Origin of the sequence: Streptomyces sp. NPDC020379 (assembly GCF_044387105.1) — a bacterium.
Taxonomy (GTDB): Bacteria; Actinomycetota; Actinomycetes; order Streptomycetales; family Streptomycetaceae; genus Streptomyces.
In genome coordinates, this window is record NZ_JBIRVR010000002.1 from 407,242 (window position 1) to 419,902 (window position 12,661).

At 62.4% G+C, this 12,661-nt stretch carries 11 protein-coding genes; 7 read left to right on the forward strand and 4 right to left on the reverse strand.

Annotated features, from left to right (window positions below; translation table 11 throughout):
* Positions 1-15 precede the first annotated feature (15 nt).
* The 4 genes from ACH427_RS04395 to ACH427_RS04410 form a co-directional block, all read right to left on the reverse strand.
* A complete protein-coding gene (locus tag ACH427_RS04395) occupies positions 16-627 on the reverse strand; it encodes a hypothetical protein (protein WP_398867856.1) in 612 nt (203 codons plus the stop codon).
* A complete protein-coding gene (locus ACH427_RS04400; RefSeq protein ID WP_398867857.1) occupies positions 624-1,670 on the reverse strand; it encodes a tyrosine-type recombinase/integrase in 1,047 nt (348 codons plus the stop codon). The genes ACH427_RS04395 and ACH427_RS04400 overlap by 4 nt, the downstream gene beginning before the upstream one ends.
* A gap of 204 nt (positions 1,671-1,874) precedes the next feature.
* Positions 1,875-2,552 (reverse strand): hypothetical protein, encoded by a 678-nt coding sequence (locus ACH427_RS04405; protein ID WP_398867858.1) that lies wholly within the window; start codon positions 2,550-2,552, stop codon positions 1,875-1,877.
* Positions 2,553-2,716: 164 nt separating this feature from the next.
* Complete coding sequence (locus tag ACH427_RS04410; protein WP_398867860.1) at positions 2,717-2,908, reverse strand: hypothetical protein; 192 nt, start codon at positions 2,906-2,908, stop codon at positions 2,717-2,719.
* A gap of 500 nt (positions 2,909-3,408) precedes the next feature.
* Between ACH427_RS04410 and ACH427_RS04415 the strand changes: the two genes are divergently transcribed.
* The 7 genes from ACH427_RS04415 to ACH427_RS04445 all read left to right on the forward strand — a co-directional run bounded on the left by ACH427_RS04415 (position 3,409) and on the right by ACH427_RS04445 (position 12,289).
* Positions 3,409-4,227: a helix-turn-helix domain-containing protein gene (locus ACH427_RS04415; protein WP_398867861.1), complete on the forward strand. Its 819-nt coding sequence runs from the start codon at positions 3,409-3,411 to the stop codon at positions 4,225-4,227.
* Between the two features lie 63 nt (positions 4,228-4,290).
* A complete protein-coding gene (locus tag ACH427_RS04420; protein ID WP_398867862.1) occupies positions 4,291-5,325 on the forward strand; it encodes a PhlD in 1,035 nt (344 codons plus the stop codon).
* Between the two features lie 2,772 nt (positions 5,326-8,097).
* A complete protein-coding gene (locus ACH427_RS04425) occupies positions 8,098-8,331 on the forward strand; it encodes a hypothetical protein (RefSeq protein ID WP_398867863.1) in 234 nt (77 codons plus the stop codon).
* A gap of 96 nt (positions 8,332-8,427) precedes the next feature.
* Complete coding sequence (locus ACH427_RS04430; RefSeq protein ID WP_398867864.1) at positions 8,428-8,631, forward strand: hypothetical protein; 204 nt, start codon at positions 8,428-8,430, stop codon at positions 8,629-8,631.
* A gap of 1,303 nt (positions 8,632-9,934) precedes the next feature.
* The gene (locus tag ACH427_RS04435; RefSeq protein ID WP_398867865.1) at positions 9,935-10,750 is read left to right on the forward strand and encodes a hypothetical protein; all 816 of its coding nucleotides are present in this window, start codon (positions 9,935-9,937) and stop codon (positions 10,748-10,750) included.
* A gap of 763 nt (positions 10,751-11,513) precedes the next feature.
* Positions 11,514-11,696: a hypothetical protein gene (locus ACH427_RS04440; RefSeq protein WP_398867866.1), complete on the forward strand. Its 183-nt coding sequence runs from the start codon at positions 11,514-11,516 to the stop codon at positions 11,694-11,696.
* Between the two features lie 293 nt (positions 11,697-11,989).
* Entirely contained in the window at positions 11,990-12,289 is a 300-nt protein-coding gene (locus ACH427_RS04445) for a hypothetical protein (RefSeq protein ID WP_398867867.1), read from the forward strand.
* Positions 12,290-12,661: the final 372 nt, after the last annotated feature.

The window sequence follows — 12,661 nt, forward strand, 5'->3', positions numbered from 1 at the left end:
GTTGTGCGAGCCCCCTCAGGCGGCCGTCTTCTCGGACATGACCCCTGCGACGTCCGCCTCCCTGTAATTGGGACCTGTCATGATCGTGCCGTCGTGCCGTCGCACCGGCCGCCCGTCGAGCCCCAGCTTGCTCATGTTGCTGCGGTGCACCTCCTCGAAGGCGTCCTCCAGGGGGATACCGAGGATCTCAGCAGTGCCGTAGGTGACGTACAAGATGTCGACCAGCTTCCTCGCCAGGGCCACCCGCGCTCTCCGGGCATGCTGGCCGCGCTCCAGCCTGCGACCCAAGCGTGTCAGCTCGACGGCGGCTTCCTGGCACTCCTCCTCGATCAGGCGACGGCGCAGCGCGACGAGGTTCTCCTTGTCGTCGGTGCTGTTCTCCCGCTCGATATCGAACCGGTCGTGGAACTCGGCGACCATGCCCATGGGGTGGTACGTCATGCGGGTGGCGCTCTCCTTGCCTCGCAGCTTCGGGTAGATCTCGTCGAGGATGAGCTTCGCCTTGAGCTGGTAGGCCAGCCTCAGCTCGTAGCCCGTGGTGCAGTCGTGATCGAGCAGCTGTCCCACGCCGTCAACCTCGGCGATGGCCATGGCGACGTATTCGACGTCCTGGTCCGTGTAGGTCATGCGGCGACCAACTCCCCGGGGAACACTGCGGGTTGCTTCCTCATCATGAGGACGACCTCTTCAGTGATGAGCTTGACCAGGTCTGCCTTGCGGAGGGTGATCACCTCGTCAGCGTCACGGACGACGGAGAGCGCAGGGCGTGCAGGAAGGGACTCTTCCGCAGGGTCATCCGGGTGCACCAGGTACTTTTCCAAGGCGTAGGTCGGTGACGAGCCCAGTGCCCGACGGCCGTCGTCATACCCCTTGGTCGTCCTGGGGTCATCGTGGTGAACCGCCTCCTGGACATAGTCCAGCGGGATACCCAGATCGAGGGCGAGCGTGATGAACGTGCGCCTGCCCTTACGGAAGTTCGCGCGGAATCGCAAGACGCGCCGGGCCAGACGCGCGAGCATGTCGTAGGCACCCTGCCGGGTCATCCTCTTCCCACTGCGCGTGGTGAACAGGGGTCCGGAGGTTCTGCCCCCAATCATGGTCAGCAGGGCCATGAAGACCCGGCCGTTCAACGGCGTGATCTCCTGGGTCTCCTCACCCTTGACCGTCGTGCGCAGCACCGGGTACCCGTGCTCGTAGTCGAGGTCACGGATGTCCGCGCCGACGATTTCGCTGATGCGCTGGCCGGTCTCCAGGATCGTGAGCACGAGCACGTAGAGCTTCTCATTGCCCGAGTGGTACGCCTCGTCGAGCAGTTGCTCAGCCTCTTCCTTGGTGAAGCCGAGCTGCTTCCTCTTGGCAGTCCTCGCGCGCCGGGTGGCTTCAACAGGGTTGCGCTCGCAGCGGGTTTCACGGACTACGTAGATGTAGAAGCTCTTCACCGCAGCTCGGGCGCGGTTCCAGGCACTGGCGCCGATCCCGCGCTCCCGAAGCAGGGTCCGGAAGGAGTCCACCTCGGCCTGCCGGGCATCCAACGGGTTAGTGCCACGGCTCTCGCAGTGTTCGAAGTACCGGCGCACGTCCCGCCCGTACTCCTCCCTGGTCCGCCCCTGGAACGACTCAAGCCACTCATCCCTGGCCTTGACCGCGTCCGGGTATGTCACTGCCGTCATGATGCTCCCCTCCCTGAACAGGGCCGACGGGTGTCGCCACCGTCGCGCCCTGAAGATCCGGAGCGGTACGCCATCGCCCCGGGTAGCAACACCATAGCAACAGTTCATCAAGAGATCAAAGAACAGTCATTAACAGTATTTCTTTGGGTTTGCGGGCACAGCAAAGGGGCCCATCCCGCAGGACAGGCCCCTTACATCGCTTCATCAGTGGGCCTGTTGCGCCATCTGACGCCAGGCCACCACCTTGCCGTAGAGGATCGCCGCCTCTCTCGGAAGAGGCTCATCCTCGGACAGCCGCATGATCAACATAGCCTCCCCTGCCGTGAACCGCTCCGTGTTGCTCTCCAGTTCGTCACGCAGCTCGGCCAGCGCAGCCCGGTCACCCGCCCCGCGCTGGCGAGGATCCCACGCCTCGTCCCTGTCCTCCAGCAAAGGACGCAGACGCCTCCACGCAGCTATGCAGTCGTTCGACATGCGCCCCTTGCGGTACATCGGCTGATCAGGACCACCCCTGGCCTCAACCAGCGCCTGCACAGCCGCACGCTCACCCGGATTAAAGGCATCACGGTTGTTCTTCCAGAGCTTGGTAAGCCACTCAGCGATGTCATCCCGGGTGGCAAGCACTCCTGTACCGTCCCGCCAAAGACGCCCCTTCGTCACCTTCTCGGGGCGATACGAGTACCGCAGGAGCGCCTCCAGCTTGCTCTCGAAGTCGAGCACGTCCTTACCACACAGCGGCAGAGCGTAGTCCTCGCCATTGAGGCTCATGAGGAACGGCCGACCTTTGACCAGCGCTCCGCACAGCCTGCCGTCAGGCAACTCGTACACGCAGGTCTGCCTGCCATCAGGCAACTCGTACATGCGGGTCTGCGCCCTCGCCATCACCGGTCTCCTAGCAGTCGCTGATACACCTCGCAGCTGGCCACGGGCATGCCCGTAACCCACCCCGCGGGCCCGCATAAGAGACTTTAACAGCTGCTCTTGAGTTGATAAGCAGTCGTTCAACGATCCGAACGACTGCCCACCTCAGCACTGGGGGCCTGCAACTACGCCGCCTCCCGGAACCCCGAGGGACCGCCCCCTTCACCGAGCATCACACCCACCAGACGCTGCTCCCAGTCGGCGGGCACGAGGTAGCGCACCTCACCAGTGAACCGATTCACCTTCCAGCTCAGCTCGGAGAGCAGGCCGAGCATATCCAGCATCTGAGCCTCGACCGAGTCGGCGCTCAGCTCCACCCACCGCCTGTCCGGCTGAGCGATGTGCAGTTCAGAAACGCTCCCCCAAGCGCCCTCACCAGACATCTCCCCCATGCCCCGGCTCGCCAGACTCCCCATCACGGCCCCTCACTGAGTAGCGGAGGCGGCTCCCCTGCCACCTCGACAACTTCGAACTCCTGTTTGATGCTATCTGCGACGACGCAATCCGGTTGATCGTTCGAGCAGTGCAGATGCAGCCTAAAGCGAACGGCATGCAGCGCCCCGCTCACGGTGAGTTACCCTCTTGGTCAACTCATTACCGACTGGTATATCCCAGCAGCGCTACCCAAGGGGGGATACGCACCTTGATGCACCTTTCGCACCCCAGATGCTTACCCCAAGGGCGCTTCATCAGAGGGGTCGACAGATACCTACGGTGACCACCCACCCGTGATCACGACCCGCCGCTGCTCGCATTACAAATTTTGTCGTGTCTGAGCACTTCACACGACGACGTACCAGTGTTATGGGAGATCCTCTTGAATCGAGAGGCACTAGGGGAACTGCTGCGCGCGCGACGAGCCCAGCTCAACCCCGAGGACTTCGGCCTGCGGCGAGCCCGAGGAGGAGGGCTGACTCAAACCCAGGTCGACCAGCTGCTGTTCCAGAGCCAGGGCACCTACCAGAGACTAGAGAACGGCAAGCACCCCAACCCGCCGGAACACCTCCTCTGTTCTGTCGCCAAGCTGCTTGGCCTCAACGAACATGAGTGGTTCGTCCTCTGGCACTACGCGAAAGCCGTCGACCGCCCCTACCCCCTCCACCCCACTTCCGGAATGGAGATACCAGCCACCTGGGCCGACGCCATCCAGGAAATGGGCGTCATGGCGTACGTCAACGACCCCAGCTGGAACGTCGTCACCTCCAACGCCGCCTGGAAGGACCTCTTCCCGCGCGGCGAGACCCCCCACAACGTGATGGAGTGGATGCTCCTCAACGAAGAGGCACGTACCCGCGTCCTCATCGGCTGGGAGCAGTATTGGGCTCCCCACGTCATCGGCCAGTTCCGCCTCGCCCTCGCCGCCCTGCCCGACGACCCGACTCTCCGCCAGATCGAACGCAGGGCTCTGGACCACCCCATCGTCGGGCCGGTCTACCGAAGGGCCCCCCACACCATTCCGGCCGTCGACGGCGCGCAGCGCCCGCTCCACCACGCCACGCTCGGGCCCGGATGGACCACCGTGCTCGCCTCCGAGCCACTGTCCTCTCCACGGTCCCGGCTCATCGTCCTCGTGCACAAAACGCAGGAGGGTCCGCCCCCGAGCCTGTGGGCACCATCGCTCAGCTCACTCACATAGAACGATCAATAACGCATAGCGTGCTTTCGTCTGCTTAGTCCAGCTACGACACGGGGGTTCCCCTTGCCTGCCAGCTACGTCACGTGCCCTGCCATCGCGCTCCCCGGCCACGAGATCACCACGCAGGAAATCTGGGAAGACATACGAGAGCAGCAACCGAACCACCCCAAGTTGCGGATCATCGAGCGCGTCCTGGGCAACACGGGCGTCGAACGCAGGCGGTTCGTGCGGCCTTTGAAGCACTTCTCCGCTCCCGGCGGCGTCGCGGACCGCGTCTCCGAGGCGTTCGACGACGCCCTCGCCTTGGCGACCACAGCCGCCCAGCAGGCCATGGCCGACGCCGGGCTCGCCCCTCACGACATCGATGCCATCGTCACTTCGCACACCACCTCATGGTCCGTGCCCAACTTGGACATCCGGCTCATCAACGCACTCGGACTGCGGCCGGACATTCACCGCCTGGCCTTGGCCACCATGGCGTGCGCGGGCGGCGTCCAATCCCTCACCCGTGCCCACGGCTTGGTCCAAACCCGGCCCGGATCCCGTGTCCTGGTCGTCGCCGCCGAAGCCCTGAGCTCCGTCTACCACCACGAAGACACGTCCATGGAGTCGATGATCTGGAAGGCCCTCTTCGGTGACTCAGCAGGCGCCTGCATCGTCACCGACACGCCCTTCAACTCTGGCCTGCGTATCGACGACACATGGGAGTTCGTCCTCCCGCACAGCGTCGATCGCTACTCCGGCCGCATCGACCACACCGGCATCCACTTCGACTCCACGAAGGCCGCCCTCCATGCCACCCGGGACGTCATGCCCCACATCAAGGCATGGACCAAGGACCGGGTTCCCCAGGTACCCGTCGTGCACCCCGGCAGTCCACGCATCCTCACCGATGTCGCCCAGGGAATCGGCATCGAGGAGAAGAGCATGAGGCACTCCTGGGAAAGCCTCGCAGAACGCGGGAACCTGGGCGGCGTAGCCATCCTGGACATCATGTCCCGCACCCACCACGATCCTGTCGGCGAGGGCGACGCCCTTCTCCTCGCCTTCGGACCAGGTTTCACCGCAGCCGCGATCCAAGGACAGTGGCAGCACTAGCACCACGGCCTGGAGGAAGTCCTGGACCAGCACCGCAGCACTGAAGCCCCTGGATACCGAACGTCCAGGGGCTTCCGCATATCCACCCCACTTGCCCTATCGGCCAGCGCGGCGCAGCTCTTCGAGGGCCAAGAGGCGGTGCAAGTCCAACACCTCTTTCTCGCACGCGGACACCGCCGCAGCCTTCACCGGGCCGTCGCCAGCATCACGCCGTGCCGCCTCCAGCCTGCACTCCGCCTCGTCCGCGCAGGCTCCCCTCGCGCACCGCCCGGCACATCAAGCAGTCCGGAACGCCGCCCTCGACAGCGAGGTCTCCCAAGCGGCCCAACAGGGTGAGTGGCTCAGTCACGCCGAGCATCCTCGATCATCGCCGCCGGGGCCTGGCCGGACCGGGCTGGCCACCTCATCGCCGCGACCCCGACCGCGCACCCACGAATCACGTACCTGACTCTCCATCAGACTGATGGATCGTCATTTGACGCTCCGTTGTACGCACGGAGCGACATCGGCACCGAATTAGCCCCTCGGCGGACGTCACGCTGAGCAATACCGCCCCATTCCGGCTGATACTGCCTCGCCGCCCAGACCTCGCGCCGAGAGTGCCACCAGGGGGCGGTTTTCACAAGCGCACGTTTAAAGGTGGGGGGTGTCACTTTGAGTGACTACCCCTGAAAGAGTGGCGCGCATCACACGTCAAAGCCTCATCTGCGCGCGCTGGAGAATGTCCGCGTATGCCGCTTGCGCCAGGTATCACCCATACCAAACACGCGTTTGGTCAAAGACTCCGAGCAAGTGAGTAGCGCCGGAAAGGTGTTGTCAAGGCTCGCACCTTTCGTTGCTTACCGAACGTCGATGACACACACGCACAGCGTCATGGCCATGGTGACGGAAAGTGCCGACGAAAGGTGAGCCACAAAAGGGTCAAAAGGTCACCTTGCCGCATCTGATACTGCGTCAGGTTTCAGGGCGCCCCGTGGGGCCAACCCCTGACTAACGAACCATCAGCTATCACGGAGAGTTGATACGCACGCAGCGTAGGCAATGGGGAGCATGAGCGCGCGTGACGCCAGAGAGCCTCAGTGTCTCTCTACGCCTATATAGGAGTAGGGGTGTTGGCACTCCCGCGCCGCCCCCGACATTCCCTGAGGGTACACACCGCAGTCATGTCGGGACGACCGTTGAACTGCGTACCAAGGTAGACCACTGGCAGGAAGCTGTAGTCGCTGGGTCACGAGACGTGATGGCAGCAAGAACTGACGGTGAGTCAGTTGCTAGGGGGCGGGGTACCGCCGGTGCGGGCACGCATACCCCTGGCGAGCCACCGGCGCGGCGGCGACGCGCTACGGCCTGCCACGACAGGCCGTAGCGCGGCCACAGGGGCGCCCGTAGCGCTGACGCACACGAGGGCGACGCGGGGGCATCCAGGGGCCACGCAGCCACTCCTACGGGCGTGCGCGTGTGCAGCCACCCCCCTCGGCGACACCGCGCGACAGGCCCCATTGGCGCCCGTGCACCCAGGTGGCCGGTAAGGCTTTGCCCTGTCGTGACGCTGGGGAGCAACTGACGCCCGGGACATCACGGGATGGCTCGTGATGGCATCACGGGGCCCGCAAGGCGCGCGCACCCCTGCCCCCGCCACTCCCCCAGCCCTCATATCGGCAGGTCAACGCACACTTCGATGGAAGCCGTTGCCAACGGCTTCCTCATCCCCTAGAGTCAAGGCGCGGCAAGCGGCGGGGGGCGAAACCCCCAGGCGGCCTGTCGGCTCAACCCCGCAGGATATAGCACCCTATGCTGGCACCACGCAGCCAGGAGCGCGACATCCCGAAGGGTTGAAGGGCTGGAAACTCGAAGCTTGAGGAAGCTGTTGCTAACAGCTTCCTCAAGGTCTAGAGTCAGACCCACACCGACCGGGAACGGCGGGAACGGCCACAACGGCGCTCCCCTCGGGAACGGGAGGCGGCTTCTGCGCCTTGAGCGCATGAGGAAGTCGTGACACGGAATAACTCAAAACTGCGCGCGTACCGAGGGATATGGCCCGTAGCAGAGGGATTCATAAGTCGCCCTGTAGTAGTGCTGCGGGTACTGCGTACCTGCCCCCGGAATGCCCAGCATGACTTTGCATGTTCGACCGAACCAGCTGGCGGAGAGACTTCCGTCCCCAGTTGGCGTCTTTGGCGCACTTCTGGATAGGCGAACGTTGGCATGAGGCCGCAAAGATGGCGCGCAGTTCCGTTCCTTGAGAAGACATGACGTCTATATCGGCAGCGGTTACAGTGCCCTCCCCAGGAAACCGACGGTTCTGCAAAGAACCCCCGGTTTATGGCATTGGGAGATCAGCACGGGACCGTGTAGGGCAACCCCAGACAGCCGAATAGACAGCCATACATATGCGCGATGGCTTGCCGTGAGGCACCCGGAGCGACGCGGACATATGTCCGTGACTGAGAGTCGGCGGAAACGTTCCGGAGTTCTGCATGTGCGGATCGCGGAGATACAGCAGCGACTTTAAACCGCCGTGTTTACGCTCGACCAACGGTCAAGACAGGCCCAATCCGGAGACGGTGAAGGAACCTGCACGATACGAAGTCTGGGTGTACGCGCACGGACACAGCACTACCGAGCATCCCCGCATGATGACCCTTCCCATAAGAACAGAGAGTGCGGGTGCTCATCAAACTTCAGCCCGGCCCGAGATTTACAGGGTGTAGCGGTGCACAATCCGCAGCCGGGCACGCACGCCTATCCAGACAATGCTCAACGGAGGTTCCGATGGCTCTTAGCCAGCAGCGTTTCAAGTACGTCAAGGTCTACGTACCCGGGACAAAGGGAATCATTCAAGAGCTGGGCAACGAAATCTCCTTCGGGGACGTAGAAGAAGCCTTCAGCGGCCTTGCGTTCTACTATGTTCAGCGGTCCAGCTCTCTTGAGGTTTACGCCGGGGAGGGTTTCGACCGTCGCGTTGTCTACGTCTACTACGTGGATGACCCGCGTTCCGCGAACTAACTCATGGGTTCTGGACGGACGGTCGCTTGGGCCGTCCGTCCCTCAAATCGAGCCGCACGGGCACAAGGTCCGTTGACTGGACACGGGATTGGGTCAATGACTATCGAGATCGATGTAACCACTACCCGCAAAGAAGTTTTCTATCTGCGCTGGTACGACCAGTATGAGCACTGCTGGCATCAGCCAGGCGATGCTTTACTGAGCCTGGATGCGGCTCGCTCCGCGAAACGCGAGGTGCAAAACGAACACTCTGAAATCATCGTGGAGATCTACAGAGTTGAATGCGAACCTGTCGCCTGATGCATCAGCACACTGTCGAATCACTTAGGACATAGGAGGAATCATGATTGATCCGCTGGAGCGCATTCAGTGGTGGCCCGTTATTCGCGCAGTTCGCATCTCACCTCGGGATGGCGACGTGATGCCGTTTCAGTTGACGGTCCCATCGGTGGTGTCGTCATCTGTGACGGCTCGTGTGTTACAGAGTTCAATAACTTGGGATCGGTCACTGAGTGCCTGATGGTCCTAGCTGAGCTCAACGGTTATTCGACCAACTGATAACAACAGGACGGGCGGCCCTCGTGTTGTCCGTCCCCCAAGTCGGGCTGCACGGGCATTATGGCCCGTCGGCTGGACGCGGGAGGTGAAATTTGCACGCCTGGATCAACAAGCCTTGCAAGTGGTGCCGAATCATGTGGTCGGTCCTTCTGGTCGAGTACAAGATGCGGTCCGTTGGAGCACTAAGGCAATACGTGGAACTGTGCACCGAATGCCTGGATCGTATGCGTTCGCAGTCTGCGTGCGGCGGTAACCGCTTCGGTTCCTACGAGTACGTCATCGAATCCGCAACCGAGCACTTGTAGGTACGACGGGCATCGCCCCTTGGGAGGGGATGGCACCAATGCGAAACTCAGAATCTATCCGAAATCAGGAAACCGGTGAGCTGATACAGCCCGGCGGAATCTACTTGGCGGGCAGCGCCAAGTTTACGTATGTTCAGATTGCTCGCACGTATCGGGAACCTATCGGGGAGTTCATCGTCTTCCGAGATGAGGAAGGCGACCACTTTCTGGTGCCCATCACTCCTTCTCAGCCGCTTCGCTAAGAGAGGCTAACCCATGCCTGAGTCCACCCGTCGTTTTATGTTCGTCCGGTGCCTCGATGGTAAAACCGCACACCGACAGCCTATTGATCCGCCTAGAATTTGCACAGTCTGTTGTGAAGATCTGGAAGAGCTAGAGATTGCCTCCGGGATGTGTCCTGTGTGCGGCTACTTCGTATGCGAGGGGTGCGAGAAGGGTTACGACCCCGCCACTGGCGATTTCGTCTGTCCCAATCACGCCAACGACCCTTGCGCCGTTGACTGCACCGAGTAAGCGAGTAAGAGACACCGGGCTAGGTACGACATGTGAAGTCAGGCGCTGATCGTGTTTGGTTGGGCTCCTGCTGATTAGCGGGGCCCTTCCCTGTGCCTACTTAGGGCGACACGGAGCCCTTGGCGGGCTGCGACGCGCCCCTCCTAGGCGTATCGTTCGATACTCACTTGGCGTATCATTCGATACGTCAGCCCCGCTGTGGGGGACTACGACCAAGGGGAATACCCATGAGCGCCATCGAAATCGTTGAGATGACGGAAGCGGACGGCATGGTCCAGCGTGACGAGGGCCTCTACCTGAGCGCCCGTCATGGCCGGATCACCTGGCGGGAGGGCGCTGGGACGTGGCAGGCAACCGGGGCCACGGTGTGGCTCATGGACGGCCGTCGACCGCTCGCCACACACGAAATTGAGAGTCCCAACCGGATGGACTCCAAGGCGTGGTGGGAGGAGAAGCGCGACCAGATCACCCCGTGGGCCAGGACCTTGCGCCCTCTCGCCCGGCTCACAGACCCCAGGCAGGCCGCCGAGGCCATGCAGCGCACCAAGGACAGCCTCCAGGAGCTGGGGGCCTTCAGCTCCCTCGGGGAAGACCTGATCAACGAGATCGAGGCTGCGGCGCTCCCCGAGGAAATCGACGCTGCCAGGGCAGAGGTGCCCACCGGCCCCTCTGTCCTCGGACTGCCCCCGGTACCGCAGGACCCCATCGCCTTCGGGTCGGGCCTGGCCCGTCGCATCATCAGCCGACTCACCCAGACCGTCGCCGACTATCAGCGAGTTGCGCTCACCCTCGCTCCCGACATCGAGGCACACGGCGCCGACCTGAGCGGATGGGGGTGCCCGCGCCAGACCTACGGTTGGCACGGGGACGGTACGAGCCTCGCGACCGTCGTCGCGCAGGAGCTGCTGGCCGGATGGGCAGCAGTCAACTCCCTGCGAAACCCGCTCCTCACGTGGTCCGTCCAGTCCGCCAAGGTCAGCAAGGCCCGCGCGCACGAGCTGACGGGACTCAGCCGCGCCACCATCGACCGGGTACTGGCGTAAAGCCCGAGTGTCTTCGCGTCCCGAGCGTGTCTCACGACCCCTTAGATATCTGTGAGGTAGTTCCCCGAACATTGCACCTGCCTCACATGCCTGTTACCTCGGCGGAACCCCAGATACCTGACGATGCCTGATTAGCCCGGCATGGTGCGGGCGCGGGTTCGATTCCCGTGCCGGGTGCAGGCCAGGGAGGAAGGGACCAGCCGAGTGCCCCGGAGATTCCGTCTGCCATGGTGAGGCGCCCTGTCAGGCCGACTATCGTCGGACCAGGGCGAGGGTGAGCCCTGCTCCCATGAGACGTTCAAGTGCAACTGCCTGTGCTGTTCTTGATCAACACAGGTGGCTCTGAGGCTTGGAGGTACACGATCCGGAAGGGAATGCTGATGCAGTGGAGAAGGTGACTGATTCGAGTCCTGCGCGGGGCGCTTCTGTAGATACGATATCCGAGGGGAGGGATCAGATGACATATGCGGTAAAGGGAAAGAGTCGGACGGTCGGGTACACGAACGAGAAGGGAGAGCATGCCACGCGGGACGATACTCCCCCGGCGGTGGAGTTCCACTCTGGTCTGGAGATGTTGCGGTGGGCTATTCGTAGTGGCGAGATTGATCGGCACAGGAGTAGGGGGCCCGGAGGCGAGTTGATGCATCCGAAGGATGTGTATCTCGGTCAGCTGCCTGACTCTGGGGAGGTGTCGGCTTACTCGATGCGTGGAACCTTCAATTCGTTCTGCCGATACGAGTGGACAAGTGCACACTGGCGGGCCATGCATGACGCGCAGCAGCGGTTGCGCTCTTTGTGGCGCTACGTATCCGAGGTCGAGCCTGAATGGCAGGACGAGGAGAAGGTCGCCTATATGGATAACAGCGTCGAGTTGGTGCAAGTCGACAAGTATGGAAACAGGCGCCGGAAGACGCTGGAGTATCCCAGTGGTGATGCCTGTTTCTAATTCTTGATGGCTCCATTGGTGTAGGTACAACTGCCCCTGTTGCATGCAGCAGGGGCTTTTTCATGCCTTCGTGCAGCCGCAAGGGAGAACGGGGCGCGCGTCACGCTTCGCCCCATCAAAGTCAGCTCGAACGACAAGGAGAATAAGAATGACTAAGGAAGATCCAGTCCCCGGACTGCGCTGTTTCCCTGAGCATGCTGAGGCTGAGGCGGCGTAAGCACTGAGCAAGCCGTACGGAAGTCGGCGCGGGCCAATCAGGTCCGCGCCTTTTTGCTGAGCAGAAGGGGAAAGCGATGGGTTTTTCACTGCCGGGCGGAATCGTCGTGGACGATTACGGCCAGTTGAAGGCTGCTCCGAAGAAGCAGACGGCCTACTGGGTGCGGGTCCAGAACAAGGCTACTGGAGAGGTCGCCGTGACTGAGCAGCTTGGCACGAAGAAGGGGGTGCGTGACCGGCTGTTCTTTGCTGACTTTGACCGTGGGACTTCAGGTCCGCGCATTGGTGCTGAGATATGGCGTACGTACAAGACCGTGTCAAAGCGTGTCGATGTCTATCAAGATGGCGTGACTCAGCTTGCGGTCGAGGAGAGCTGATGCCGCAGTGCTGGGTGTGTAACGACGGGCTGCGTGAGTGTCCTGAGCCCCCAGAGCCGTGCGGAATTCAGACCAAGATCGATTCGCAGGCGGCAGCAGAGGCATACGACTGGCCCGAGGTATTCGACGGCGACTGGTAAGAAAGCTAGATACGACAGTTTGGCCCCCGATTTCGGTGCTGGGTCGGGGGCCTTTTGCTGCCCGTTTCGAGCAGTGGATACCAACTGGCATGACTTAGTTGGTCTCTTAGTGCGTTCGACGAAAGCCAAGGCTAGTGTCCGAGTGAGCTCAGATGCATAGCCCGGCGGAAGCCCCAATGCGTGAGCCATGCCTCCCATCTCGGCGAGCCGACGCCTCACGCCACATCACAGG